The organism is Acidovorax sp. GW458-11-26-14-TSB4 (assembly GCF_059423865.1).
Genome location: NZ_JBWKYR010000007.1, coordinates 138,095 through 162,157, shown reverse-complemented (window position 1 = coordinate 162,157; position 24,063 = coordinate 138,095). Strand labels below are relative to the sequence as shown.

Genomic DNA, 24,063 nt, shown 5'->3' with positions numbered 1-24,063 from the left:
TGCATCTACCTCACAGCACCCCTCTCCTGTCCCTTCGCCGTGCCCATGCTGGTGCACCGGGCATGGCGGCCACCCGCCGCACGGTGGCGCTGGCGCTGGCGGTGCTGGCACCGGCCGGTGCAGCTTTCGCACAAGGGACCCCCACTCCGGGCATGGCCCCTGGCAGCACCACCGCGGGCGACCAGGCCGCCTGGCGCCGCTGCGCCGCACTGTCCGACGACAATCAGGCCCGCCTGGCCTGCTTCGACCAATGGGCCGGCCAGCAGGCCTGGCAGTCGCCCGCCGCCACGGCCGAAGCCAACAATGCCGTGCCGCCCCCGGTGGACACCACGCTGCCGGCCACGCGCATCATCGAGGTGGCGCGCACCGAGGGCTGCCGCGACCCGCAGTACAGCGATCTTTCGCGCTTCTGGGAGTTGGAGTCGGGCAGCGATTGCGGCACCTTCAGCTTCCGCGGTTACCGGCCCATCACGGCGTCGGTGGTGGGTGCGAGCAACGTCAACCGGCAGCCCACCTCGGGCAACGATGGCAACTCTGCCACCGAATCGACGCCCTACCGGCGCGCCGAAACCCGCATCCAGCTGTCGGTGCGCACCAAGATTGCGCAGGGCCTGCTCACCCAGGGCCACCCGACCCTCAAGGACTCGGTCTGGTTCGGCTACACGCAGCAGTCGTACTGGCAGCTGTTCACCTCCGACATCTCGCGCCCCTTCCGCACCACGGACCACGAGCCGGAAGTCATGTATGTCTACCCCACCGACGCCAAGCTGCCCTTCGGCTGGCGCTGGCGCTACAGCGGCATCGGCCTGGTGCACCAGTCCAACGGCCAGAGCAAGCCGCTGTCGCGCAGCTGGAACCGCGCCTACCTGATGACCGGCCTGGAACTGGGCAACGACATCAACGTGCGTGCGCGCCTGTGGAAACGCTTCTCCGAAAGCGCAGGCAGCGACGACAACCCCGGCATCAGCGACTACGTGGGCCGCGCCGAGCTGGCCGCTTTCTGGAACTACGACAAGGACAACACACTGGGCGCCACGATGCGCCATTCGCTGGGCAACAGCGACCGCGGCTCGCTGCGGGTGGAGTGGCTGCAGACGCTGGGCTCGGGCTTTCTGGGCAGCAAGAGCAACCTGCGCCTGCACACCCAGCTGTTCAGCGGCTATGGCGACAGCATGATCGACTACAACCGCAAGCGGACGGTGTTCAGCCTGGGGTTGAGTCTGGTGGATTTCTAGCAGGGTACATCCCGCTGAGTCGCTGGCGCGCCTCGCCACCGCCGCCAGAGGCGGCGGCTCTTCGGGCACGTCCAAGCCTGCGCAGGCAGGCTTGGAGCCGCGGCCCTCAGCCCCTTCTCTCGAATCGCTGCGCGATTCGGGAATGGGGAGCGGCGGGGCGGCCCTTGCGCGGTGGCCCTGGCCCAGGCTGCGCGCGTTCGGCCAGCAGCAGCAAGAACGCGGTCCAGGCACAGGGCGCTCACCCTCTCACAAACCGTTACTCAATTGCGGTCAAGTTTCATTTGCAGTTGCCGAGGGGCCGCGCACAATGGCACGCGCACCGACTGGCATGCCAGTGCGGATCACGCGCCGATAAGAGGCGTTTTCCGGCCCCATTCCCTGCGATTGCCCTGTGGTGCGCCCTCGACAATGCCCCCAGAGAGGAACCACCATGGACATGCAATACCAGCTCAAGGCCGGCAGCTATTACCTGTACGACATGCGCGAGGCGCCCAGCGCCGTGACGGGTGAGCGCAGGTTCAAGCTCAAGACCGATACCGTGGCCATTGCCTTCGATGCGCACACCGGCCAGGTGCACCAGCATGGCAGCCCCACGCGCATCCAGTCCTGGGCCAACAACACGCGCCGCCGCCTGCGCGCTGCCGGTGCGCAGGACATGGCCAACGACATCGTGGTGGTGTCAGGCCCGCTGCCGGTGGACGAGCTCAACAAATGCCTGTGGGTCAACGGCTACGTGCGGCGCATGTTCTCGCGCCTGGCCAGCCTGCCGCATGGCAAGCTGCAGCGCGGCACCACGGCAGAGCAGCCCTTCCGCAAGGCGGCCTGAGCCGCCAGCGAACGGCGATGCCCAGGGGCCGCTCACGCGGCCCTTTTCGCGTCAGCGCGGCATGCAGCCAGCGGTCAGAGCGAGGCCTCGGCCGTTCCGTCTTCCGATTCCGCTTCAGGCTCCAGCTGGCGCGCCACGTCCACATGCTTGACGATGGTTACGGGTACGGGGCTGGCATGGGCCACCTCCTGCGACACCGAACCCAGCAAGGCACTGCTGATGGCGCCCTGCCCGCGCGCACCGATGACGACCAGGTCGCAGCCGCTGCGCTCGATCATGTCCACCAGGGTGTGGGCCACGTCGCCCACGCCGATGTCGGTTTCGTAGGAGACACCGGCCGCATCGAGCAGGGCCCGGGCCGGTGCCATGAGGTGCTCGCCGGCCTCCAGGCTGGCGGCGGCGATCAGGTCGGCATCGCGCGCGGTCACCATTTCGTAGAGCGTGGCGGGCTCCTGCACATTGGCCAGCACGATGCTGGCCGTAAGGCCCTGGCGCACCAGGCCCAGGGCATGGTGCACGCCGTCCAGGGAGAGGTCCGAGCCGTCCACGGCGATCAGGATCTTGAACATGGGTTCTCCTTCCGTTGGTTTACGGACCAGTGTACCGATGCACGGTGCGCACAGGCACCCATGGCCTCACGTCCCGTGCGGTCTGGGACAATGCAGCCCATGCTGCAGTTCGACCTTCTCACCACCGACCCTACCAGCCACGCGCGGAGGGGCACGCTCACGCTCAACCACGGCGTGGTGCAAACACCGATCTTCATGCCCGTGGGCACCTATGGCACCGTCAAGGGCGTGATGCCGCAGAGCCTGCACGACATGGGCGCGCAGATCATCCTCGGGAACACCTTCCACCTGTGGATGCGCCCGGGCCTGGACGTGATGGAGAGCTTTGGCGGGCTGCACGGCTTCGAGCAGTGGAACAAGCCCATCCTCACCGATTCGGGCGGTTTCCAGGTCTGGAGCCTGGGCGCCATGCGCAAGATCACCGAGGAGGGCGTGACCTTCGCGAGCCCCGTGAACGGCGACAAGCTGTTCATGTCGCCCGAGGTGAGCATGCAGATCCAGACCACGCTCAACAGCGATATCGTGATGCAGCTCGACGAGTGCACGCCTTACGAGACCAAGGGCCACCTCACGACGGAGCGCGAGGCGCGCCAGTCGATGGAGATGAGCCTGCGCTGGGCCAAGCGCAGCCAGGACGAGTTCCACCGCCTGAACAACCCCAACGCGCTGTTCGGCATCGTGCAGGGCGGCATGTACGAGAACCTGCGCGCCGAGTCGCTCGCGCGCCTGGTGGAGATGGACTTCCCCGGCTACGCCGTGGGCGGTGTGTCGGTGGGCGAGCCCAAGGACGAGATGCTGCGCATCATGGCGCACACGCCGCACCTGCTGCCCGCGAACAAGCCGCGCTACCTGATGGGCGTGGGCACGCCCGAGGACCTGGTCGAGGGCGTGGCCCAGGGCGTGGACATGTTCGACTGCGTGATGCCCACGCGCAATGCACGCAACGGCACCATGTTCACGCGCTATGGCGACCTCAAGATCCGCAACGCACGCCACAAGAGCGACCACCAGCCTCTGGACACCAGCTGCACCTGCCACGCCTGCGCTGGCAAGAGCGGCATCTCGTGGGAGGCCGGCGGGCGCGAGGGTTTCAGCCGCGCCTACCAGCACCACCTGGACCGCTGCGGCGAGATGCTGGGCCCCATGCTCACCAGTATCCACAACCTGCACTACTACCTGAACCTGATGCGCGAGGTGCGCGAGGCGCTGGACGCGGGCAGCTTTGCCCAGTTCCGCGCACAGTTCAAGGCGGACCGGGCGCGCGGCGTCTGACTACCATTCCCCGGCAGCCGTGCACCCGTCCCTGCGCAACGTGCTGCTGTGGCCGCTGCGGCTGATCGGCCATCTGGCCGGCTGGCTGCTGGCGCTGGTCATCGTCTTCGAGGAATGGGGCTGGGAGCCGCTGCAGCGGGTGCTGGCGCGCATCGGCCGCTGGCCCGGACTGCGCTGGATCGAAGGCGCCGTGCGCAGCCTGCCGCCCTGGGCCGCGGTGCTGGTGTTCGCGCTGCCCTCGCTGATGCTGCTGCCCATCAAGCTGCTGGCGCTGTGGACCATCGGCCAGGGGCATGTGCTGCTGGGCATGCTCATCATCGTGGCGGCCAAGCTGGTGGGCACGGCGGTACTCGCCCGCCTGTTCACGCTGACCCAGCCGGCACTGCTGCAGCTGCGCTGGTTTTCCTGGCTCTATGGCCACTGGACGCGCATCAAGGCGGCGCTGCTCGCCCGTGTACGGGCCTCATGGCCGTGGCGCGTGGGCCGGGTGCTCAAGCGCCAATGGCGCCAGCGGTGGCAAGCGTGGCGCGCCAGGTAGCCAGAAGCCATGTCCGGCCCGCCGGGCACCCGCCCGCGCTGAAAGCGCGGCGGCCAGAGCAGCGTCACGGTGCCCCTCGATAATCGGCGCGACACATCTGCGCACACGACTCCATGGACTTCCAGCTCGACCTGGCCACCGTTCTCCTTCTCTACAACACCTCTCTCATCGCCGGTGCCCTGAGCATCTTCCACATCCGCCGCCACTCGTGCCGACCCCAGGGCCTGGCATCGCTGGCCGCGGCCTATGTGATGCTGGCGGTGGGAGCGGTCCTGGCCTGGCGCGGCGAAAGCGCAGCCCTGCCGATGTGGATGTGGACGCATGGCAGCCTGCTCTTGGGCACTGGAGGGTATGCCCTTTTCTGGGCCGGGGTGCGCGGCTTCAGCGGGCGCAGGCGAGTGCCCTGGCGGGCCGTGGTGCTGCTGCCGCTGGCATGCCTGGCGGTGGGCATCGCCACGGGGTTTCCCCTGCAGAACCTGCTGCGCGCAGGCGTCTTCCACGCCACGGCCACGCTGGTACTGGCGGCCTGCACGTTCGAGATACTGCGCGACCGCCGCGCCGAGCCCCTGCCTTCGCGCACGCTGATGGCCGCCTTTCTGGGATTGAGCGCCAGCATCTATGCCTTGCGGCTCGCCTACATCCTCAGCGGCACGGCAAGCTCGGCCGGCTTTGCCTGGGCCTTCTCCGTGCAGATGTTCTGCCACTTCGGCATGGCGCTCATGGTGGCGGCACTGTCCAATGAGCGCGCCGAGATCCGTCTGGAGCAGGCGGCCCACACCGACCCACTGACCGGCACTGGCAACCGGCGTTGGCTGGAATCGCGGTTGCCTGCCCGGCTGCCACCCCAGAGTGCCATCGCCCAACTGGACCTTGATCGCTTCAAGCAGATCAATGACCGCTATGGCCATGCCGTTGGTGACCGGGTGCTGGTGGAGTTTGCACGGTGCCTGCAAGGGCAGTTGCGCAGTTCGGATCTGCTGGCGCGAATGGGCGGCGAGGAGTTCGTGGTCTACCTGCCGGCGGTGACACAGGCGGAAGCCCAGGCAATTGCCGAGCGGCTGTGCTCCAGCGTTGCCATGTTGCACATCGAGGCACAGGGGTCGCGGATTCCGGTCACGGTCAGCATCGGCCTGGCCTGGGTACATGGCACGCCCATCGCTGCGGAGATTTGGTTCAAGAGGGCGGACGATGCCCTCTACAGGGCCAAGCAATCGGGGCGCAACCAGGTGGTTCTGGCGGCAAACACTGCAGTGCAAGGAGTCTGACCGCCTGAAAAACATGCCGCCCGGACACCACTGCCCACCGTTGCCAGAGTGGTCTGCACCCAGGCCTCCAAGGGCGCTGGGAGATTTCACAGCTACAGTGGGTGCCAATTGCCTCGCGGCCCTGAACCTCAACGCATGCCGTCTCTGCTTCGCCCCCCCTCCCCCGGCACCGCCGCCGGCCCGCTGAAGGGCTGGGGCTTGTGCACGGCCATCGGCTTGCTGGTCTTTGCTGCGTCGCTGCTGGGCATTATGACCCGGCCCCTGGGTTACATGGCCGCCTTCTGGCCCGCCAATGCGCTGCTGCTGGGCCTGCTGGTGCGCTATCCGCGCCTGGCCGCGTCGGGCACCTGGGCCGCCGCCGCCGTGGGCTACGCGGCCGCGGACCTGGTGACGGGCACCGCGCCCCTGGTGACGCTGTGGCTGGCCGCCGCCAACCTGTGCGGCGTGGCCACGGGCTGGTGGCTGTTCGGCCAAGTGCCGGTGGCCACGCGCTTCCTCAAGCGGCAGATGTCGGCGGTGCTGATGTTCGGCATCTGCGTGGCCGCCAGCGCGGCTGCCGCGCTGGCGGGCTCGGGCACGGGCCCGCTGCTGTTCAGCACCACCTGGCCCACGGCCCTGGGCATGTGGTTCTGCACGGAGCTGATCAACAGCGTGCTGATCCTGCCGGTCATGCTCAGCCTGCCGACCCCGCAGGAGGCACGGCGCACGCTCAAGAAGCGCCGCTGGTCCCGGCGCCGCTGGAAGTACGCGGCGCCCCTGCTGGCGCTGGCGGCCAGCGAGGCGGCGGCGATCGCCATCGGCGGCCCCGGGGCGCTGGCGTTTCCGGTTCCGGCGCTGCTGTGGTGTGCACTCACTTATGGTGTGTTTGCCACCAGCGTTCTCTCCATGCTGACCTGCTTCGGCCTGGCGATTGCGGCCGGCGCGGGCATGCTGGACCTGGCGTTCGCACCCGCCAACGCCTGGGCCGTGTTCTCGCTGCGCGTGGGCATCTCGCTGCTGGGCCTGGGCCCGCTGTCGGTCGCCACGGCCAAGGCAGCCAGTGTCGAGGCCATGCGCCGGCTGCACCGCGCGGCCAGCCACGACTTCCTGACCGACGCCCTGGCGCGCCGCGCCTTCATGGCCCAGGGCAGCAAGCTGCTGGCCCGGCTGGCGCGCGAGCGCAGCAGCGTGGCCGTGCTGATGCTGGACCTGGACCACTTCAAGCGCGTGAACGATACCTATGGCCACGCCCAGGGGGACAAGGTGCTGCACGGTTTTGCCGCGACGGTCAGCGAGGCGCTGCGGCCCGGTGACCTGTTCGGCCGGCTGGGTGGGGAGGAGTTCGCCGTGGTGCTGCCGCGCATCCGCCAGGCCGATGCCATGGCCGTGGCACGCCGCCTGTGCAAGCAGGTGCGCAACCACCCATTCGCCCTGGCGGGGCAGCGCGAGCCGCTGCACGCCACGGTGAGCATCGGCCTGGTGGTGCGCACCGGCGTGTCGGCCCAGGACTCGCTGGGCGCCCTGATGTCCGATGCCGATGCCGCGCTGTACCAAGCCAAGGCGACCGGCCGTGACCGCACCCACTTGTACGAGCCCGGATCCACGCCAGGCCCTTGAGGGCGGGTTGGCTTTATCGCATCAGGACACGCCGCCGGGTGCCACAGGTCCTGGCGCTACGGGCGGCGCGGGCGGGATCACCGGCAAGACCTGGGGTGCCGGTGCGCCGGCCGCGGCGGCGCCGCAGGCATGGCAGAAACGGGCGAAGGCGCTCTTGCGCGTGGTGCACACGCCGCAGTGGTCAAACAGGCCGATGCCGCAGTGCGGGCAGAAGTCGATCGCCTCGTTCTTGAGGTCCACCGGCCGCTCGCAGCCCGGGCACACGCTCTTGGCCAGGCGCGCCAGGGCCACGTCGTAGCTCAGTTCCTTGCGGCGCTCCTGGTCGGGCAGGGCCTCGGCCAGCTTCTGGCGCTCCAGGTAGCGGTTGAGGGCCAGGATGGCGTAGCGCCCGACCAGCACCGTGATGCCGATGCCCACCACATAGCGCACATAGCCGCCGTAGCTGGGCAGGTAGGGCACCAGCTCCACGAAGAAGGCGAACAGCGCGAAGAAGATGAAGCCCCAGACAAAGGGCCAGTAGGTGCCCTTGCGCTTCTTGACGAACAGCCAGCCGGCAATGGCCAGGAGCGGCAGGGTGAGCGCCAGCCGGTACAGGAAGACGCGCAGTTCGAGCTTGCGCTGCTCGATGGACATGCGGCCATAGCCCTCGCGCTCCATCTCGCTCTGGCGCTGCTGGGCGGCACTGGCGGCCTGCTGCGCATCGAGCGCGGCCTGCTGCTGCGCCTCGACCGCCTGCTGGGTCTTGCGCTCGGCGAGCTTGAGCACATCGAGCTTCTGCGTGCGGGCGATGACCTCGGGGTCCTGGTCGGCACGCTGCGTGGCGCTGCGCGTGGCCAGCCAGTTGTTGAAGGTCTCGCGCTCGGCCGCGCTTTCGCTGCGCGCCTTGCTGCGCTGCAGCTGGGCCTGCTGCAGCGCGGTCTCGGCGTCTTCCTCGGCCTTGCGCGAGCTGCGCACTTCCTCGCGCACCCGGTCGTAGGCGGCCTTGTCGACGAAGTCCTCGACCACCAGGCGCTTTTCGACCTGGGGCAGGTCGCCGACGATGGTACCGCCCAGGCCGATCAGGAAGCCGGCGAAGACGAAGGCCACCAGCCACAGGCCGCGGCGGAACCACTTTTCGGAAAGCCGCAAGGATTTGCTCATGGATCGTTCTCCCTCTTGCCAATGGCGCACCCGGGCAGCACGCCCAGGCGCAGTGTCACGTCACTTCAGGACCAGCGTCGCAGGGGCCGCGCCCAACTGGGCGCGCTGCAGCCACGTGAGCATCGAGTCCACCGTCACGGTCTCGATGCGGTCGGAGAAACGCTTGTCGTTGGGGTGGTCGTCGAAGGCGATGTTGGCCGAGCCCACGCGCCCGCCCATGCGGGTCAGCGGCCCGATCTTGAGCGTGGTGGGCTCGTAGCCCTTGAACTTGAGCCAGGCCTGCGCCTGTTCGCGGCTGTTGACGGTGGCCGGCTCCATGGCGGCGGCCAGGGTCTCCAGTGCCCACTGGTTGGACTGCTGGTACTTGGTGCCCCAGACATAGCTCACCATGCTGTAGGCCGGCTGGTTCATGGCCTTGGTGCGGCCCTTGTCCTGCAGCAGCGCGACCAGGCGCTGTTGCACCTCGGGCGTGGGCACGGCCCACACGGCCTCGTAGCGCCACAGGTCGTCGAGGAAGAACTCGCCCAGGCCCTGGCGGTACAGGTGGCCCACGGCGGTGCCGCATTCGTTGAGCTTGTGCGCCACGCGCCAGGGGCCCTCGGGGGTCTTGTAGGCCCAGCCCAGGTGCGAGTAGCGCAGCCCGTACTTGCTGAGGTCCTGGCCCGCGCGGCCCAGCATCACGACCTGGGCACCGGTCGCGTCCAGGGCCTGGGAGGTGCGCTCGGCCAGCTGCATGCCGCGCTCCACGGTCTTGGCCGACGGCGGCTTCTGGGCCTCGCAGGAGCGGCCCGCATGGGCCTGGGTGGCAGGGAACAGTGCAGCGCCGGTCAGCAGAGCGGCGCCCAGGACCCGGCGCAGGCCGGGCGGGTGCAAGGTGGCTTGTGGGTGCATGGCTGCGTTCTCCCTCACAGGCGCTCGTTGTACAGCAGCGCGCGGCCGATGGCGTTGGGCACGAAGGCCAGGGCCTCGCCGGCCACGGACAGCACCACGCCCGAGCCGATCACGGTGCAGACCACCACCGTGCCCACGGCATGGGCCGAAGCGCCGATGCCACGGCCCAGCACCTCGACGCTGACGCGGGCACCGTCCGAGGCGCGTTCGAGCACGTACACGGTGCCCACGGCCGAGACCTCCACGGCGCGCACCGAGAGCACGGCACCACCGACCGACAGGGCTGCTGGCAGGGCCACGGCGGCGCCGGCAGCGGTCGAGGCGACCGAGGCCGTGCCGACCACGGAGGCCACCGGCAGCAGGGACAGCGCGGCCGAGGCCTCGCTCTGGGCGCGGGCCGGCAGGCTGGCCAGGGCCGCAAGGAAGGTGGCGGCCAGCAGTGTGCTGGCAAGGGTGCGTTGCAGGGTTCTCATGGTCATTCACTCCTCAGAGGTTGGCGCCCCGGCACTCGGTGTGCCGGGGAATGGCATTTGGACAGTATCAGTTGCTGCTGTTCTGGGCAGCCGACTGGGCGGCTTCGCGGCGGCCCTGCAGCCGGGCTTCGGCCAGGTCGGCTTCATGGCGGTCACGCAGCATCTTGGCCAGCGTGAAGGCGGTGGTGATCAGGTACAGCCAGCTCACACCGAGGAAGGCCTTGTAGGTCACGTTGATCTCCATGCCGAACAGGCCCCAGCCCGTCAGGCCCATGGCGACCGCAAAGCCGCCCCAGACCACCAGCTTCCACATGGGGGTGTCGCCAGCGCCGCGGCGCACGGCGCTTTCGTTGTCCCGCACGAACTTGGCCAGCACGAAGGCGGCCGAGAGGCAGAACACATAGCCCATCACCATGAACGCGCGCTCCAGCTGCTCCCCGGGCAGCCAGGCCAGGCCGACTGCGCACAGGAACACGGCAATGCCGAACGAAATCCACACCTGGAGCTGCCAGGCCTTGGTATCACGCTGAACGACGAAGGAAGATGCGGACATACAGGTGGTGTGGCCCTGGGGCCGTTGTTGAACACGGAACGCATGGTCGCAAAGCGCCAGCCGGGTGTCCGCATTGAACCACCACAGTGGCGTTGCGCCGGCTCTTCAGTATCGTTTTACGGTACTTGGTCACACTTTGACACCCTTATCCGAGCCGAAAGTTGCTTGCAAACTACCACCGGCAGCGCATCGGCGACAGCCAAGGCAGCCCGGGTCTTTGACAATTCCGGCGATTGCGGGACCTGCCCGCGCGACCCATTCCCTGGAGACCCCCATGACCAAACCCTATGACATCGTCGTCCATGGCGCCACCGGCTTCACCGGCCGCCTGGTGGTGGAATACCTGCTGCAGCGCTACCCCGCCGGCAGCGGCCTGCGCTGGGCCATGGGCGGGCGCAGCGCCGAGAAGCTGGCCGCCGTGCGCGACGAACTGGGCGCCCCGGCTGACATGCCCCTGGTGGTGACCGACAGCGCCAGCACGGAGAGCCTGCAGGCGCTGATGGCGCAGACGCGCCTGGTGCTGACCACCGTGGGGCCCTACCAGCTCTACGGCAATGAGCTGGTCGCCGCCTGCGCCGCCGCCGGCGTGGACTATGTGGACCTGTGCGGCGAGCCTGCCTGGATGCGCCACATGATCGACGCGCACGAGGCCGCGGCCAAGGCCAGCGGCGCGCGCATCGTGTTCTCGTGCGGCTTCGACTCCATCCCGTTCGACCTGGGCGTGTTCATGCTGCAGCGTGAGATGAAGGCCCGCTTCGGCCACCCCGCCAGCCGCGTGCGCGGCCGGGTGCGCAAGCTCAAGGGCACGTTCTCGGGTGGCACGGCCGCGAGCCTGCAGGCCACCATGGCCGCCTCGGCGGCGGACCCCAAGGTGCTGGAGCTGCTGAAGAACCCGTTCTCGCTCACGCCCGGCTTCGAGGGCCCGCGCCAGCCCACGGGCCACAAGCCCATGGAGGACGAAGCCCTGGGCATGTGGGTCGCGCCCTTTGTAATGGCGGCCATCAACACGCGCAACGTGCACCGCTCCAACCTCCTCCTGCAGCACGCCTACGGCACGGACTTCGTCTACGACGAGATGCTGGTCACCGGCCCGGGCGCCAAGGGCGAGGCCATTGCGAATGCGGTGGCGGGCGACAAGTCCATGGGCTCCAAGGAAGGCCCGAAACCCGGCGAAGGCCCGTCGCGCGAGGAGCGCGAGGCAGGGTCCTACGACGTGCTGTTCCTCGGCGAAGACAGCCAGGGCAACACCCTGCGCGTGGGCGTCACAGGCGACCGCGACCCGGGCTATGGCTCGACCAGCAAAATGATCGCCGAGTCGGCCGTCTGCCTGCTGCAGGAGGCTGCGGCCACCCCGGGCGGCATCTGGACCACCGCGCCCGCCATGGGCGAGCCGCTGATCACCCGGCTTCAGGAGAATGCAGGGCTGACGTTCGCGGTCGAGGCATCGTGACGACCTCCCCCTAAATCGCCAGCGGCAGCTCCGTGGTGGACAGCACGTTGCGCAACACCATGAAGGAGCGCACCTGGCGCACGCCCGGCAGGTAGATCAGCTGCTCGGCATGCAGGCGGTTGAAGCTGTCGCTGTCGCGCGTGCGCACCAGCATGAAGTAGTCGAACTCGCCCGTGACCACGTGGCATTCCATGCAGCCCGAGATCTTCACGGCGGCCTTCTCAAAGGCAGCGAAGGACTCGGGCGTGGAGCGGTCGAGCACCACGCCGATCATCACCAGCATGCCGGCCCCCACGGCCTTGGGGTTGAGCAGCGCCACCACCCCGTCGATGAGCCCCAGGCGCTTGAGCCGTTCCACCCGGCGCAGGCAGGCCGGCGGGCTCAGGTGCACCTTCTCGGCCAGGGCCACGTTGGACAGCGAGGCATCGCGCTGCAGCAGGCGCAGGATGGCCTTGTCGATGCGGTCCAGATCGTCCGTGACCGCGGCGCTGGCGGGCGCGCTCTTGCCGTGAACTTTTGTTGCGCACATGGCTTGTTTTTTGGAATCAATGGATTCGGATTGGCATTTTTACATACCAAACCTCCGAAATTCAATCCACATTCACAACCACGTTAGCCACGGCTTTTCCTACGATGGAGGCATTGCAGGCGAGGTGCCCCCTGCAAGCGATTCCCCCTCTTCCATTGCCTACGAGAGCCGCCATGAACCTGCAGAAATTCGCCCGCCACCCGCTGACCTTCGGCCCCTCGCCGATCACGCCGCTGAACCGCCTGTCGGCCCACCTGGGCGGCAAGGTGCACCTGTATGCCAAGCGCGAGGACTGCAACAGCGGCCTGGCCTTCGGCGGCAACAAGACGCGCAAGCTCGAATACCTGATCCCCGAGGCGATCGCGGGCGGCTACGACACGCTGGTCTCCATCGGCGGCATCCAATCCAACCAGACGCGCCAGGTGGCCGCCGTGGCCGCGCACCTGGGCATGAAGTGCGTGCTGGTGCAGGAGAACTGGGTCAACTACTCCGACGCGGTGTACGACCGCGTGGGCAACATCGAGATGTCGCGCATCATGGGTGCCGACGTGCGCCTGGATGCCGCAGGCTTCGACATCGGTATCCGCCCCAGTTGGGAACAGGCGATGGACGATGTGAAGAAGGCCGGCGGCAAGCCTTTCCCCATCCCCGCAGGCTGCTCGGAGCACCCCTACGGCGGCCTGGGCTTCGTGGGCTTTGCCGAGGAAGTGCGCCAGCAGGAAAAGGAGCTGGGCTTTGCGTTCGACTACATCGTCGTCTGCTCGGTCACGGGCAGCACACAGGCCGGCATGGTGGTGGGCTTCGCGGCCGACGGCCGGGCACGCAAGGTGATCGGCATCGACGCCTCGGCCAAGCCCGCGCAGACGCACGCGCAGATCCTGCGCATCGCCCAGAACACCGCCCAGCTCGTGGAGCTGGGCCAGGACATCACGGCCGAGGACGTGGTGCTGGACACGCGCTACGGCGGCCCCGAGTACGGCCTGCCCAGCGAGGGCACGCTCGAAGCCATCCGCCTGTGCGCACGCCAGGAGGGCATGCTCACCGACCCAGTGTACGAAGGCAAGTCCATGCACGGCATGATCGACATGGTGCGCAAGGGCGAATTCCCCGAAGGCTCCCGTGTCCTGTACGCGCACCTGGGAGGGGTGCCGGCGTTGAACGCCTACAGCTTTCTTTTTCGCAACGGCTGAGCGCAGCGAGACCGACGCACAGCGGCTGGCGCGGCTGGCGGGCCTCTCGGTGATCTGATCGTGTCAGTGACTCATGGCGCTGCGCGCCACCCGCGACGCATGAAACTGGCGTGGCCAAGGCCAGTGCCCCCGTGCAAGGGCCGCCCCGCCGCACTGGGGGTGTCCCCCTCCCGACTCGCGCAGCGAGGAGAGAGAGGGGGGAAGGCGCGAAGCGCCTCAGGGGGTGTTTCACTTCAAGCTCGCAGCCAGGCCAGCATGTGCGGGTAAGGCACCACGCCCAGGGCGGCGGCCTGCCCAGGCGATGCGGTGAGCCCCGCCGCGACGAGCCCTGGCAAACCCGGGTACACGCCCAGCTCGAAGGTGGTGCGCAGGCCCGCGGATTGGCCGTGGTAGCCACCGTCGTGGAACAGCACGGCGGACGGCAGCCGCAGGTGCTGCAGGGCTGCCCAGGCCCACACCGTGGCCTCGATCTCGCCCCCGTGCGGCACGGGGGGCAGTTCGGCCAGCGCATCGCCCATGCCGCCGCGCAGTGCGGCAGGCACCACGGCCAGGTGCCCCGCTTCGTGCAGCAGATCACCCGGCCAACGCAAGCGTTCCAGGTCCACCCGCAAACCACCCTGCACGATGCGCAGGCCGGGCAGGAAGCTGTCGGCAGGCACCGCGGCCTCGCTCACCGCCAGCCCGACTTCATGCAGGAAAGCCATGATGCGGCGCGCCAGCACGACCCGCTCCTGCATCTCCAGGTGGCTTTCGGTGCCCTGCATCAGGCGGCCAGCAGATCGGCCACGCGCGAGCGCAGGGATGCGGGCTGCACTTCGGAGGCTGGCACCGCCGGGCCCACGTTGAGCCCCACCCGGCTGTAGAAGCCGCGGCGGAAGGGCCGCACCATGGCACCGCCCTGTTCGATGCGGCTGAAGTACGAGCCCCAGAGATTGGTCAGCGCCATGGGGATCACGGGGGCGTGGATGCCCTCGTCGCGCGCGCGGTCGAGGATCTTCATGATGCCGCCCTTGAACTCCTGCAGCTGCCCATCCTTGGTGATGCCGCCTTCGGGGAAGATGGCCAGCAGGTCGCCCTCGCGCAGCACCTGGTTTGCGCGCTCGAAGGCGGCTTCGTAGGTGGCGGGGTCTTCCTTGTAGGGCGCAATCGGGATGACCTTGGCCAGGCGGAACAGCCAGCCGAGCACGGGCACGCGGAAGATGCGGTGGTCCATCACGAAGTAGATGGGTCGCGGGCTGGCCGCCATGAGCAGCACGGCGTCGATGAAGCTCACGTGGTTGCAGGCCAGGATGGCCGCACCCGTGGTGGGCAGGTTCTCGTCGCCCTGCACCTTGAAACGGTAGACAAAGCGCGAAGAGACCCAGGCCACGAAGCGCAGCAGGTATTCGGGCACCAGCATGAAGATGTAGAACGCCACCACGGCGTTGGCCAGGCCGGTGAACAAGAAGATCTGCGGCACGGTGAAGCCTGCGCCCAGCAGGGCGCCGGCGATCAGCGAGCTGGCGATCATGAACAACGCGTTCAGGATGTTGTTGGCGGCGATGATGCGCGCGCGGTGCGTAGGCTGGCTGCGCATCTGGATCAGCGCGTACATGGGCACGCTGTACAGGCCGGCGAACAGGCTGAGCAGCGCCAGGTCGAGCATCACGCGCCAGTGCGGCGCCTGGGCCAGGAAGGCACCGAGGCCCATGATCTCCGCGGGCGGCAGGCTGCGCGCGGCGAAGTACAGGTCGATGGAGAACACGCTCATGCCGATGGCGCCCAACGGCACCAGGCCGATCTCGACATGGCGGCGCGAAAGCACCTCGCACAGCAGCGAGCCGATGCCGATGCCCACCGAGAACACCACCAGCAGCAGCGAGGCCACCTGCTCGTTGCCGTGCAGCACCTCCTTGGCGAGGCTGGGGAACTGCGACAGGAACACCGCGCCGAAGAACCACATCCAGCTGATGCCCAGCAGCGAGCGGAAGACCACGATGTTGCCGTGCGCCAGCTTGAGGTTGCGCCAGGTCTCGGTGATGGGGTTCCAGTTGATCACCAGGCCCGGGTCGGTGGCCGGTGCCGAAGGAATGGCCTGGGCCACCAGGCGCCCGACCAGGGCCAGCGCCACGCAGGCAATCGCCACCGTGGTGTGGCCGATGCCCGGCAGGGCCACCAGCAGGCCGCCGGCCACGTTGCCCAGCAGGATGGCGACGAAGGTACCCATCTCCACCATGCCATTGCCGCCCGTGAGCTCCCGCTCGGTCAGCACCTGGGGGAGGTAGGCGAATTTCACCGGCCCGAACAGCGTGGAGTGCATGCCCATGAGGAAGGTGCACAGGAGCAGGATGGGCACGTTGCCCGCCACGAAGCCCACGGCCGCCACCAGCATGATGGCGATCTCCAGGTTCTTCACGAAGCGGATCATCTTCGTCTTGTCGTACTTGTCGGTGAGCTGGCCCGAGGTGGCCGAGAACAGCAAAAACGGCAGGATGAACAGCGCACCGATCACCAGCCCGGCCATCGCTGGCGGCAGCCAGCCCACGCTGAGCTGGTAGGTCACCATCACCGTGAAGGCGAACTTGAACAGGTTGTCGTTGGCGGCACCCGAGAACTGCGTCCAGAAGAAGGGCGCGAAGCGGCGCTGGCGCAGCAGGGCGAATTGGTTGGGATCCTCGTGGCCGCCATGGCCTGCGTGGCTGCCCTGGGCGCCGGGGCTGCCGTGCAGGGGGCGTGCGCCCGCAGAAGGGGTCTCGGTGCTCATGCGTCTCTCCTCGTTGGCATCTTGGTTTGCAGGAACGGCATTTCGGGCGCGGTGATCGGCCTGCTTGCGGACCGGTGCTGGGCGCCATTCTGCCCGGTTGTGGCGACAGGGCCATGGCCCGCGTTGCGTGGCAGCAGGCCCGCCAGGGCGGACAGCACCGGCAGCGCCGCTGCGGCGGCGGCCAGGTGCTTGAGGCTGTGGCCCGACACCCATTGGCCCGTGGCCTCCAGGACCGCATGGTCGGCCGCCTCGAACAGCTTGGCCACGCCATAGAAGGCGATCACCGCGCCCAGGTGCACGGCCAGAGCGCCACCCCGTCGCGGCAGCATGGCCAGCGCCAGCACCACCAGCATTCCGCCCAGCTGTACCACGGCCCAGGGCAACACGTTGCCCGACAGCGCCCACCACAGCACGGCCAGCGTGCCGCCCAGCAGCACGGCCCCCGCAGTGGCAATGCCGGCACGCTGGCTAACGCGGCCCGCCGCCGCCAGCCCGAGCAGGCCCGCGAACGGCAGCACCATGCCCAGCCGGTCCCACATCAGGCCGAAGTCGCTGGGGCGCCAATGGTAGAAGGCCGAGCCCGCTGCGGTGCAGACCAGGCCGGCGAAGAACAGGCCCGCCAAGGCGCGCGACACGCCATCCACGGCTCCCGACGGCAGCCGGGCCAGCCACGCCAGGCCCAGGGCCCCGGCCATGGCGAACGGGAGGTTGCTCAGCACGTCCAGGGCGCTGGGAATGCCCAGCAGCGTGCGCTGGTCGGCAAAGCCGTGCTGGTGGGCGCTGTCGTGCAGCACCGGGCCGAACACGGCCAGCGCCAGCAGCGCGCCGGCAGCGAGCAGCAGTGCGGCCTCCAGGCGTGACGGGCCCGTGGCGCGGGGAGGAATTGGCAGTGGCATGGTTCGGGTTCCGGGAGTGGTTGGTGGGGCGCAGTGTGGGAATGCCGAGGGCGAAATCGGTACCGAAATCTGTGCAAAGGGCTGCCAAATGCACCACAGGTACCGATAATCGATACCCATGAGCACCACCGCCGACCTCGTCACCGCCCTCAAGAAGGAACTCAAGACCGCGCAGATGACCTACGCCGACCTCGCGCAGCAGCTGGGCATGGCGGAGTCCAGCGTCAAGCGCATGCTGGCCAAGGGGGACATGCCGCTGTCGCGCATCGACGCGATCTGCCGCGCGCTGGCGCTGGACTTTGCCGACCTGGCACGCCGCGTGGCCGAGAGCCAGCCCCTGCTCAAGGAGTTGACACAGGAGCAGGAAAAGGCCGTGGTGGCCGACAAGCGCCTGCTGCTGATGGCCATCTGCGTGCTCAGCCAGTGGACGCTGGAGCAGGTGACCAGCACCTACCGCCTCTCCGAGGCCGAGGGCATCAAGTACCTGGCCCAGCTCGACCGCATCGGCATCATCGAGCTGCGCCCGCTCAACCGCTACCGCCTGAAGCTGGCCAAGACCTTCCGCTGGCGCCCACACGGGCCTGTGATGAACTACTTCCGCGAGCACGCGCTGCTCGACTACTTCGCGGGCGGCTTTGACGGCGCGGGCGAAGGCGTGCTGCTGGTGCACGGCACCATCAGCCGCAGCCTGGCCCCGGCCTTCATGGAACGCATGCAGCGCGTGGCCCAGGACTTTGCCCAGCAGCATCTGGCGGACCAGAAGCTGCCGCCGCGCGAACTCGAGGGCTACACCCTGCTGCTGGCGCTGCGCAGCTGGGAGTTCGAGGCCTTCACCGGAATGCGACGCCAAGGCCTCTCCTGAACATGCGCTGGCGTCTCGGTATGCCAGGCGGCGCTGTGCCTGCTTGACGCTTTAAACAAAATTTACTATTCTTTAAATTACAAATTCATTGAATTTAAAGATAGCAAATGAAAACCACCCGCCAACAGCAGGATGCGACGCGCCGCCAGATCGTGGCCAGCGCAGTCGATCTGATGACGCGCCAGGGCTTCGACGGCACGACGATGAAGGACATCGCGCGCGCGGCGGGCATTGGCGACGCCACCATCTACAAGTACTTCCCCACCAAGGACCGCGTGGTGCTGGGCTTTGTGGACGAGGCCGTGCGCGGTGCGCTGGAAGACACCCTGGCCACGCCGGGCCTGGCGGACTATGGGCTGCAGGAAAAGCTGCAGCGCCTGGCCGATGCGCTGCTCGAACGCCTGCTGCCCGACCGCGAGTTCGTGGCCGAGGTGATGGCCCTGGCCAGGCGCTCGCCCCTGTCCATGTGGGCCGAGCCCCTGGCCTCGCGCCAGGCGCTGCGCGAGGCCGTGGCGGACTTCCTCACCGCGGCCGAGGACAGTGGCGAGATCGAGCCCTGCGACTTCAAGGGCGTGGCCAGCGGCCTGTTCGGCGACTACCTGGCCGGCGTGGTGGCCTACTGGCTGGCCGACACCTCGGACGAATTCGCAGAGACCACGCAACTGGTAGATCTGTCGCTTGGGGTGCTGGTTACCGCGCTGCGCGCGGGCCTGGTCAACCGCATGCTGCAGTTGGGCGGCTTCGTGCTGCGCAGCCAGATGGCGCGCTTCATGCAGCATGGCAGCGGGCTCATCGGCGTGCTGCGCATGGCCAAGGCCTCGCTGGGCGACGGCGCCGCGGCGGGCCGGCCGCGCAGGCCGCAGGCGCCCGAGCCCACCCCCGCCGAGCCGAAAGCCAAAGCCGCCCGCAAGCCCCGTACCCGCAAGGCCGCGCCATGAGCATGCGACGCACCATCCGCGCCACGCCACTGCCCACCGGCAGCGTGATCGAAGCCCGCCTGCCCGGCGCCCAGTTCGCCGACTGCTATGAAACCGCCGACCCTGCGCCCGGCCACAGCGCGCTGCAATCGTGGCTCGACGTGGTGGCCCGCACGCCGGGCTGGACGCGGGCGCTGATGGCGCTGCGCAACCGCCTGGTGCGCCTGGTCGGGCTCAAGGGCCTGGGCCAGTTGAACGATGGCACGCGGCGCGACGCCAGCGGCTACCGCGTGGGCGACCGGGTGGGCATCTTCGAGATCCGCCACCTGTCGGACCGCGAGGTGGTGATGGGCCAGGACGACAAGCACCTCGATGTGCAGGTCTCGCTGCACAAGCGCATGCAGGGTGGGCAGGCCGTGCTGGCCCTGGGCACGGTGGTGCACATCCACAACCCGCTGGGCCATGCCTATATGGCCGTGGTGGCGCCATTCCACCGCCGCATCGTGCGGGCCATGCTGGCACGGGCATGACGCGCGGCACCAAGGCCCCGCGCACCGGCGCCCTGGCGCGCGGCACCATCACCGGTGTGGCGGCCGCGCGCCTGGGCCTGGCCCGGCTGGGCGAACGCATGCGTCCCGCCGCCGCCGACGAGGCAGCCAAGGCCGATGCCCAGGCCCGCCACGAAGCGGCCATGGGCCGCATCCTGTTCCAGGCCATGGGGCAGCTGCGCGGCACCGCCCTCAAGGTCTCGCAGATCCTGAGCATGGACAGCAGCTTTCTGCCCGAGGGCGTGCGGCGCGAGTTGGCGCGCGCCTGCCACCAGGCCACGCCGCTCAACCGCGCGCTGGTGGGCCGGGTGTTCCGCCAGTCCTTCGGGCAAGAGCCCGAGGCCCTGTTCACCCGCTTCGAGCCCCAGGCCTTTGCCGCGGCCAGCCTGGGCCAGGTGCACCGCGCCGAACTGGCGGGGCATGGGGCCGTGGCGGTCAAGGTGCAGTACCCGGGCATTGCCGCCACCATCGCCTCGGACATGCGCCTCTTGCGCACCAGCCTGCGCGCCCTGGCGCACAGCGACCTGCCACTGCCCGACGATGTGGTGGTGGAGCGGGTGCTGGAGGAAATCGAGCGCACGCTGCGGCACGAGGTGGACTACCTGCACGAAGCCCGCCAGCTGCAGTGGTTCGCCGAGCATGCGGCGCTGCCCGGCATCGTGCTGCCGCGGCCCATCGCCTCGCACACCCGTGCGCAGGTGCTCACCCAGCAGTACCTGCCGGGCCTGCACCTGGGCGAATGGCTGCGCAGCGAGCCCCCGCAGGCCGCACGCAACCAGGCCGGCCAGTTGCTCTGGGACTGGTTCATGCACTGCACCTTCGGCCTCGGTCACATGCATGCGGACCTGCACCCGGGCAACTTCCTGTTCCTGCCCGACGGGCGGCTCGGCGTGCTCGATTTCGGATGCACGCGCGAGCTGTCGCCCGCATTCCGCAGCGGGGTGCTGCAGGCCTGGCGTGCACTGCTGCAGCCCGCATCGACCGAGCGCAGCCGGGACGTGCTGCAGGCCTATGGTGCGCTGGGGCTGGTCGGTGCGTCGATGGACCTCGCCACCTTCACCAGTGAGCTGGTGCCCGCCCTCTCGATCACGCAGGCCTGGCAGGTCGAGCCCTTCACGCAGCCGGTCTTCGACTTCGCCGGCAAGAGCCGGCCGCCCGCACCGGTGGCGGCGCAGCAGAAGGTGCTGGCCCGGCACCTGGCTGCCGTGCCGCCGGAGCTGCCGGCGTTCGAACGCGCCTGGCTCGGGCTCATGCACCTGCTGACCGAGATCCGGGCCCAGGTGCACACCCGGGCCGGGCACTGGATCGGCTGACCCCCCATCCCACCTCCCAGGAGAACTCCATGCACACCCTGCCTCCCTCCCTTGCCCTGCTGGCCACCCGCCCCTGGAAAGGCCGCTGGCTGCTGGCCGTGGCTCTGCTGCACACGGTGGTGGCCGCCATCCTGTTCGCGCCGCAGTGGCAACTGCTGTGGCAACGTGGCGTGTTCAACGCCGTGGCCGGCGATGTACACATCGGCAACGCCATCTGGTTCCTGCTGTTCGGCGCCGTGCTGGCCCTGTTGGCCTGGGAGGTGACGGCACTCGAACGCAGCCAGCCGGCCGTAGCGCTGCGGCCCATGGGCTGGTGCCTGCTGGCCCTGGTGGCAGCCGGCGTGGTGCTGATGCCGGTATCTGGCTTCTGGCTGGTGCTGCCGCCGGCCCTGGCCTTGCTCGTGCGCTGATGTGACATAAATCACGCTTTGGGTGCGCAGGCCGGCCCGCAGCAACACCCGCTTACAACTCTTCGCACCGCCACTACACCGGCTTGACGCAAAGCGACCACGATCAAGGCTCCGGTTCCGCAAGGAATCATTTGCAAGGAGACCTTCATGGCCCGTATTGCCCTCGCCGCCGCTTCCCTGGCCTTGCTGTCGCTGGGCGCTGCTGCCCCGGCGCTGGCATCGCCCAGTGCCACCGTCGTCATCCAGACCGGCGCCCCCTCGTACCACCCCCCCGTGCAACGCCCTGCGCTCGCCCCTCTGCAGGTCGTGCCCGTGCAATACCACCACGCGCCCCCACCGCCCCGCTACGAGGCCGTGCCGCCCCACCGCCGCGGCATGGCCTGGGTGCCCGGCCACTGGGAGTGGCGTGGTGGCCGCCACGTATGGATCGGCGGCCACTGGGTGAAGGCCCGCCCGGGCTACTACTACCGCGAGCCGCGCTGGGAAGAGCGTGGCGGCCGCCACTACATGCGCCCCGGCGGCTGGGACCGCGATGGTGACGGCGTGCCCAACCGCCACGACCGCCGCCCGGACAACCCGTATCGCAACTGATGGTGGCCGAGGCCGCCGAGAGCGGCCCCACACGCCTACAGGCGGCGAGGCGCGGCGCCTACAGACCCCGCGCCCCGGCCTCGCCACCATACAGAGGCGAAACCACAACATTGAAAAAGGAGTCACTCATGACCTACAAAACCATTTCCGCCGCCGCCCTGATCGCCAGCACGCTGGCCCTGGGCAGCTTTGCCCCTGTGGCCGTTGCACAGACGGTGGTGATCCAGTCCGGCCAGGTGATCCCCGCCCCACCCCCACCCCGCCGTGAAGCGGTGCCTGCCCCGCGCCGCGGCATGGTCTGGGAAGAAGGCCACTGGGACTGGCGTGGCGGGCGCCATGTGTGGGTGGCCGGCCACTGGGTCAAGGCCCGCCCCGGCTATGCCTACCGCCAGCCCACCTGGCAAGAACGTGATGGCCGCTGGGAAATGCGCCGTGGCGGCTGGGACCGTGACGGTGACGGCATTTCCAACCGCAACGACAGGGACCGCGATGGCGATGGTGTGTCGAACCGCCGCGACAGCAACCCTGACAACCCCCGCCGCAACTGACGCCTGACGGGCCAGCGCCTGGCCTTTTATCAGCAACGAACGCCGCACATTAGCTGCGGCGTTCGTCTTTCTGCGCCCTAGAATGGACACCGCAGGAGAGCAGGTGGCGACAGCCATCTCACCGAAGGCGCAAACTCCCATGCACGCTCAGGTCCCGTACTGCACCATCCATCATCATCAAGGCCGTCTGGAGAGCCGCTGCACCATGCAGCGCACCGAAGGAGCAAGCCGCAGCCCATGAGGGGCCCGCGGTGAATCTCTCAGGTACCAAGGACAGGGGGAGCGGCAGCCGGGCGACATGCGTCGTGCCTGCTGCGTGCTCCGGACATTGCGCTCCGGCGCCGTGCTGCACACGCGCCGCCGCCCGGTGATTGCCCTTTCAAAGGCTTTCAAATGCGTGTGATCGTTCTTGGTGCCGGCCTGCTCGGCGTGACTTCGGCCTATTTCCTGCAACAGCTCGGCCATGAGGTGACCGTCATCGACCGCCAGGGTGCGCCCGGCGCGGAAACCAGTTTTGCCAATGGCGGCCAGATCTCGGTGAGCCACGCCGAGCCGTGGGCCAACCCGAGCGCCCCGCTCAAGGTGCTGCAGTGGCTGGGCAAGGAAGATGCCCCCTTGCTGTTCCGCCTGCGCGCCGACATGCGCCAGTGGCTCTGGGGCCTGTCCTTCCTGCGCAACTGCACGCCGGCACGCACGCGCCACAACATCGAGCAGATCGTGCGCCTGGGCACCTACAGCCGAGACACGCTGCAGCAACTGCGCGCCGCCACGGGCATCGCCTACGAGCAGCGCACGCAGGGCATCCTGCACTTCTACACCAGCCAGAAGGAGTTCGACGGCGCCCTGGCGCCGGCCGAGCAGATGCGCGCCCTGGGATGCGAACGCCAGGTGGTGAGCGCCGACGAGGCCGTGCGCATCGAACCCGCACTGGCCCACATCCGCCCGCAACTGGCGGGGGCCACCTACACGGCCGAGGACGAATCGGGCGATGCCAATGCCTTCACGCGCGAGCTGGCGCGCCTGTGCGAGGCGGCGGGCGTGCAGTTCCGCCTGGGCCACCACATCACAGCGCTGCGCGAGGCCGGCGGGCGCATCGACCATGTGGAAGTGACCAACGCCGAAGGCCGCTTCGAGCGCGTGCACGGCGATGCCTTCGTGCTCGCAATGGGCTCGTTCAGCCCGCTGCTAGCGCAGCCGCTGGGCATCCGCCTGCCCATCTACCCGGCCAAGGGCTATTCGGTGACCATGCCGGTCAAGGATGCAAGCATGGCCTACCAGGTGAGCCTCACGGACGACGAGTACAAGCTGGTGTTTTCGCGCTACACCAGCGAGCGCGGCGACCGCCTGCGCATCGCCGGCACGGCCGAGCTCAATGGCTACCAGCGCGACCTGAACCAGGTGCGCTGCGAGGCCATCGTGCGCCGCGTGGAGCAGCTGTTCCCGGGCGCCGGCGATGCCAGCCAGGCCCAGTTCTGGACCGGCCTGCGCCCGGCCACGCCGAGCAATGTGCCGCTGATCGGCAAGACGAAACTGGCCAACCTGTTCCTCAACACCGGCCATGGCACGCTGGGCTGGACGCATGCCTGCGGCTCGGGCAAGTCGGTGGCACGCATCGTGAGCGGGCTGGCGCCCGAGCTGGACTTCGCCTTCACGGGCATGCCCCAACGCAGCACGGCCGGCCTGTTCCCTGCGGCGTCGAAGGCCTGAG

At 68.7% G+C, this 24,063-nt stretch carries 25 protein-coding genes and 2 riboswitches; of the genes, 16 read left to right on the top strand and 9 right to left on the bottom strand.

Annotated features, from left to right (window positions below; translation table 11 throughout):
* Positions 1-62 precede the first annotated feature (62 nt).
* Both AC07X5_RS16730 and AC07X5_RS16725 read left to right on the top strand, forming a co-directional pair.
* Complete coding sequence (locus AC07X5_RS16730) at positions 63-1,235, top strand: phospholipase A (protein ID WP_494771072.1); 1,173 nt, start codon at positions 63-65, stop codon at positions 1,233-1,235.
* Positions 1,236-1,665: 430 nt separating this feature from the next.
* Positions 1,666-2,061, top strand: a complete 396-nt coding sequence (locus AC07X5_RS16725; protein ID WP_409960601.1) for a hypothetical protein — start codon at positions 1,666-1,668, stop codon at positions 2,059-2,061.
* 74 nt (positions 2,062-2,135) lie between these two features.
* Here AC07X5_RS16725 and AC07X5_RS16720 read toward each other — a convergent pair whose 3' ends face one another.
* Entirely contained in the window at positions 2,136-2,630 is a 495-nt protein-coding gene (locus AC07X5_RS16720; RefSeq protein WP_409960602.1) for a universal stress protein, read from the bottom strand.
* Positions 2,631-2,729: 99 nt separating this feature from the next.
* Between AC07X5_RS16720 and tgt the strand changes: the two genes are divergently transcribed.
* The 4 genes from tgt to AC07X5_RS16700 all read left to right on the top strand — a co-directional run bounded on the left by tgt (position 2,730) and on the right by AC07X5_RS16700 (position 7,301).
* Positions 2,730-3,902: a tRNA guanosine(34) transglycosylase Tgt gene (gene tgt / locus AC07X5_RS16715; protein WP_494771071.1), complete on the top strand. Its 1,173-nt coding sequence runs from the start codon at positions 2,730-2,732 to the stop codon at positions 3,900-3,902.
* A 19-nt stretch (positions 3,903-3,921) separates the two neighbouring features.
* Positions 3,922-4,440: a hypothetical protein gene (locus tag AC07X5_RS16710; RefSeq protein ID WP_494771070.1), complete on the top strand. Its 519-nt coding sequence runs from the start codon at positions 3,922-3,924 to the stop codon at positions 4,438-4,440.
* Positions 4,441-4,553: 113 nt separating this feature from the next.
* On the top strand, positions 4,554-5,705 hold the full coding sequence (locus AC07X5_RS16705) for a GGDEF domain-containing protein (protein WP_494771069.1): 1,152 nt from the start codon (positions 4,554-4,556) through the stop codon (positions 5,703-5,705).
* Positions 5,706-5,840: 135 nt separating this feature from the next.
* On the top strand, positions 5,841-7,301 hold the full coding sequence (locus tag AC07X5_RS16700; protein ID WP_494771068.1) for a GGDEF domain-containing protein: 1,461 nt from the start codon (positions 5,841-5,843) through the stop codon (positions 7,299-7,301).
* Between the two features lie 21 nt (positions 7,302-7,322).
* Here the strand turns inward: AC07X5_RS16700 and AC07X5_RS16695 are convergent, their stop codons facing one another.
* From AC07X5_RS16695 to AC07X5_RS16680, 4 genes are all read right to left on the bottom strand, one after another.
* Entirely contained in the window at positions 7,323-8,441 is a 1,119-nt protein-coding gene (locus tag AC07X5_RS16695) for a serine endopeptidase (RefSeq protein ID WP_409960608.1), read from the bottom strand.
* A gap of 60 nt (positions 8,442-8,501) precedes the next feature.
* Positions 8,502-9,332, bottom strand: coding sequence for a DUF2145 domain-containing protein (locus AC07X5_RS16690; RefSeq protein WP_494771067.1), 831 nt, complete (start codon positions 9,330-9,332; stop codon positions 8,502-8,504).
* Positions 9,333-9,346: 14 nt separating this feature from the next.
* Positions 9,347-9,805 (bottom strand): hypothetical protein, encoded by a 459-nt coding sequence (locus AC07X5_RS16685; protein ID WP_494771066.1) that lies wholly within the window; start codon positions 9,803-9,805, stop codon positions 9,347-9,349.
* A 67-nt stretch (positions 9,806-9,872) separates the two neighbouring features.
* A complete protein-coding gene (locus AC07X5_RS16680) occupies positions 9,873-10,358 on the bottom strand; it encodes a YiaA/YiaB family inner membrane protein (RefSeq protein ID WP_494771065.1) in 486 nt (161 codons plus the stop codon).
* Between the two features lie 274 nt (positions 10,359-10,632).
* On the opposite strand from AC07X5_RS16680, the gene AC07X5_RS16675 reads away from it, so the two are divergent.
* Positions 10,633-11,808, top strand: a complete 1,176-nt coding sequence (locus AC07X5_RS16675; RefSeq protein WP_494771064.1) for a saccharopine dehydrogenase family protein — start codon at positions 10,633-10,635, stop codon at positions 11,806-11,808.
* A gap of 10 nt (positions 11,809-11,818) precedes the next feature.
* On the opposite strand, the gene AC07X5_RS16670 is transcribed toward AC07X5_RS16675, so the two are convergent.
* Complete coding sequence (locus AC07X5_RS16670; RefSeq protein ID WP_494771063.1) at positions 11,819-12,337, bottom strand: Lrp/AsnC family transcriptional regulator; 519 nt, start codon at positions 12,335-12,337, stop codon at positions 11,819-11,821.
* A 173-nt stretch (positions 12,338-12,510) separates the two neighbouring features.
* On the opposite strand from AC07X5_RS16670, the gene AC07X5_RS16665 reads away from it, so the two are divergent.
* Positions 12,511-13,527, top strand: a complete 1,017-nt coding sequence (locus tag AC07X5_RS16665) for a 1-aminocyclopropane-1-carboxylate deaminase (protein ID WP_494771062.1) — start codon at positions 12,511-12,513, stop codon at positions 13,525-13,527.
* A 233-nt stretch (positions 13,528-13,760) separates the two neighbouring features.
* Here the strand turns inward: AC07X5_RS16665 and AC07X5_RS16660 are convergent, their stop codons facing one another.
* The 3 genes from AC07X5_RS16660 to AC07X5_RS16650 are packed head-to-tail and all read right to left on the bottom strand — an operon-like array spanning position 13,761 to position 17,166.
* Positions 13,761-14,291, bottom strand: a complete 531-nt coding sequence (locus AC07X5_RS16660) for a hypothetical protein (RefSeq protein ID WP_494771061.1) — start codon at positions 14,289-14,291, stop codon at positions 13,761-13,763.
* Positions 14,291-16,270, bottom strand: coding sequence for an MFS transporter (locus AC07X5_RS16655; protein WP_494771060.1), 1,980 nt, complete (start codon positions 16,268-16,270; stop codon positions 14,291-14,293). The genes AC07X5_RS16660 and AC07X5_RS16655 overlap by 1 nt, the downstream gene beginning before the upstream one ends.
* Positions 16,267-17,166 carry a hypothetical protein gene (locus AC07X5_RS16650; protein WP_494771059.1) on the bottom strand — a complete coding sequence of 300 codons (900 nt, stop codon included), beginning with the start codon at positions 17,164-17,166 and terminating at the stop codon, positions 16,267-16,269. The genes AC07X5_RS16655 and AC07X5_RS16650 overlap by 4 nt, the downstream gene beginning before the upstream one ends.
* Before the next feature lie 118 nt (positions 17,167-17,284).
* On the opposite strand from AC07X5_RS16650, the gene AC07X5_RS16645 reads away from it, so the two are divergent.
* The 8 genes from AC07X5_RS16645 to AC07X5_RS16610 all read left to right on the top strand — a co-directional run bounded on the left by AC07X5_RS16645 (position 17,285) and on the right by AC07X5_RS16610 (position 24,062).
* Positions 17,285-18,028, top strand: a complete 744-nt coding sequence (locus tag AC07X5_RS16645; RefSeq protein ID WP_494771058.1) for a helix-turn-helix domain-containing protein — start codon at positions 17,285-17,287, stop codon at positions 18,026-18,028.
* A gap of 107 nt (positions 18,029-18,135) precedes the next feature.
* Positions 18,136-18,966 (top strand): TetR/AcrR family transcriptional regulator, encoded by an 831-nt coding sequence (locus AC07X5_RS16640; RefSeq protein ID WP_409956750.1) that lies wholly within the window; start codon positions 18,136-18,138, stop codon positions 18,964-18,966.
* Positions 18,963-19,475, top strand: coding sequence for a DUF2867 domain-containing protein (locus AC07X5_RS16635; RefSeq protein ID WP_494771057.1), 513 nt, complete (start codon positions 18,963-18,965; stop codon positions 19,473-19,475). Before AC07X5_RS16640 ends, AC07X5_RS16635 begins: the two co-directional genes overlap by 4 nt.
* A complete protein-coding gene (locus AC07X5_RS16630) occupies positions 19,472-20,806 on the top strand; it encodes an ABC1 kinase family protein (protein WP_494771056.1) in 1,335 nt (444 codons plus the stop codon). The genes AC07X5_RS16635 and AC07X5_RS16630 overlap by 4 nt, the downstream gene beginning before the upstream one ends.
* 29 nt (positions 20,807-20,835) lie before the next feature.
* Positions 20,836-21,216 (top strand): DUF6463 family protein, encoded by a 381-nt coding sequence (locus AC07X5_RS16625; RefSeq protein ID WP_494771055.1) that lies wholly within the window; start codon positions 20,836-20,838, stop codon positions 21,214-21,216.
* Between the two features lie 147 nt (positions 21,217-21,363).
* Positions 21,364-21,807, top strand: a complete 444-nt coding sequence (locus AC07X5_RS16620) for a YXWGXW repeat-containing protein (RefSeq protein ID WP_494771054.1) — start codon at positions 21,364-21,366, stop codon at positions 21,805-21,807.
* 128 nt (positions 21,808-21,935) lie between these two features.
* Positions 21,936-22,355: a YXWGXW repeat-containing protein gene (locus AC07X5_RS16615; RefSeq protein ID WP_494771053.1), complete on the top strand. Its 420-nt coding sequence runs from the start codon at positions 21,936-21,938 to the stop codon at positions 22,353-22,355.
* Between the two features lie 82 nt (positions 22,356-22,437).
* Positions 22,438-22,527: riboswitch (glycine riboswitch) on the top strand.
* A gap of 5 nt (positions 22,528-22,532) precedes the next feature.
* A riboswitch (glycine riboswitch) is annotated at positions 22,533-22,642 on the top strand.
* 106 nt (positions 22,643-22,748) lie between these two features.
* Positions 22,749-24,062, top strand: coding sequence for a D-amino acid dehydrogenase (locus tag AC07X5_RS16610; RefSeq protein ID WP_494771052.1), 1,314 nt, complete (start codon positions 22,749-22,751; stop codon positions 24,060-24,062).
* The last annotated feature ends 1 nt before the right edge of the window (position 24,063 follow it).

What these genes read in the sequence shown, in the direction of transcription:
- AC07X5_RS16640 (WP_409956750.1), top strand. Translation starts at nt 18,136, where the DNA reads ATGAAAACCACCCGCCAACAGCAGGATGCGACGCGCCGCCAGATCGTG.
- AC07X5_RS16705 (WP_494771069.1), top strand. Translation starts at nt 4,554, where the DNA reads ATGGACTTCCAGCTCGACCTGGCCACCGTTCTCCTTCTCTACAACACC.
- tgt (WP_494771071.1), top strand. Translation starts at nt 2,730, where the DNA reads ATGCTGCAGTTCGACCTTCTCACCACCGACCCTACCAGCCACGCGCGG.
- AC07X5_RS16680 (WP_494771065.1), bottom strand. Translation starts at nt 10,358, where the DNA reads ATGTCCGCATCTTCCTTCGTCGTTCAGCGTGATACCAAGGCCTGGCAG.
- AC07X5_RS16670 (WP_494771063.1), bottom strand. Translation starts at nt 12,337, where the DNA reads ATGTGCGCAACAAAAGTTCACGGCAAGAGCGCGCCCGCCAGCGCCGCG.
- AC07X5_RS16655 (WP_494771060.1), bottom strand. Translation starts at nt 16,270, where the DNA reads ATGAGCACCGAGACCCCTTCTGCGGGCGCACGCCCCCTGCACGGCAGC.
- AC07X5_RS16730 (WP_494771072.1), top strand. Translation starts at nt 63, where the DNA reads ATGGCGGCCACCCGCCGCACGGTGGCGCTGGCGCTGGCGGTGCTGGCA.
- AC07X5_RS16615 (WP_494771053.1), top strand. Translation starts at nt 21,936, where the DNA reads ATGACCTACAAAACCATTTCCGCCGCCGCCCTGATCGCCAGCACGCTG.
- AC07X5_RS16610 (WP_494771052.1), top strand. Translation starts at nt 22,749, where the DNA reads ATGCGTGTGATCGTTCTTGGTGCCGGCCTGCTCGGCGTGACTTCGGCC.
- AC07X5_RS16695 (WP_409960608.1), bottom strand. Translation starts at nt 8,441, where the DNA reads ATGAGCAAATCCTTGCGGCTTTCCGAAAAGTGGTTCCGCCGCGGCCTG.
- AC07X5_RS16685 (WP_494771066.1), bottom strand. Translation starts at nt 9,805, where the DNA reads ATGAGAACCCTGCAACGCACCCTTGCCAGCACACTGCTGGCCGCCACC.
- AC07X5_RS16635 (WP_494771057.1), top strand. Translation starts at nt 18,963, where the DNA reads ATGAGCATGCGACGCACCATCCGCGCCACGCCACTGCCCACCGGCAGC.
- AC07X5_RS16700 (WP_494771068.1), top strand. Translation starts at nt 5,841, where the DNA reads ATGCCGTCTCTGCTTCGCCCCCCCTCCCCCGGCACCGCCGCCGGCCCG.
- AC07X5_RS16630 (WP_494771056.1), top strand. Translation starts at nt 19,472, where the DNA reads ATGACGCGCGGCACCAAGGCCCCGCGCACCGGCGCCCTGGCGCGCGGC.
- AC07X5_RS16665 (WP_494771062.1), top strand. Translation starts at nt 12,511, where the DNA reads ATGAACCTGCAGAAATTCGCCCGCCACCCGCTGACCTTCGGCCCCTCG.
- AC07X5_RS16720 (WP_409960602.1), bottom strand. Translation starts at nt 2,630, where the DNA reads ATGTTCAAGATCCTGATCGCCGTGGACGGCTCGGACCTCTCCCTGGAC.
- AC07X5_RS16620 (WP_494771054.1), top strand. Translation starts at nt 21,364, where the DNA reads ATGGCCCGTATTGCCCTCGCCGCCGCTTCCCTGGCCTTGCTGTCGCTG.
- AC07X5_RS16675 (WP_494771064.1), top strand. Translation starts at nt 10,633, where the DNA reads ATGACCAAACCCTATGACATCGTCGTCCATGGCGCCACCGGCTTCACC.
- AC07X5_RS16645 (WP_494771058.1), top strand. Translation starts at nt 17,285, where the DNA reads ATGAGCACCACCGCCGACCTCGTCACCGCCCTCAAGAAGGAACTCAAG.
- AC07X5_RS16690 (WP_494771067.1), bottom strand. Translation starts at nt 9,332, where the DNA reads ATGCACCCACAAGCCACCTTGCACCCGCCCGGCCTGCGCCGGGTCCTG.
- AC07X5_RS16660 (WP_494771061.1), bottom strand. Translation starts at nt 14,291, where the DNA reads ATGCAGGGCACCGAAAGCCACCTGGAGATGCAGGAGCGGGTCGTGCTG.
- AC07X5_RS16625 (WP_494771055.1), top strand. Translation starts at nt 20,836, where the DNA reads ATGCACACCCTGCCTCCCTCCCTTGCCCTGCTGGCCACCCGCCCCTGG.
- AC07X5_RS16650 (WP_494771059.1), bottom strand. Translation starts at nt 17,166, where the DNA reads ATGCCACTGCCAATTCCTCCCCGCGCCACGGGCCCGTCACGCCTGGAG.
- AC07X5_RS16725 (WP_409960601.1), top strand. Translation starts at nt 1,666, where the DNA reads ATGGACATGCAATACCAGCTCAAGGCCGGCAGCTATTACCTGTACGAC.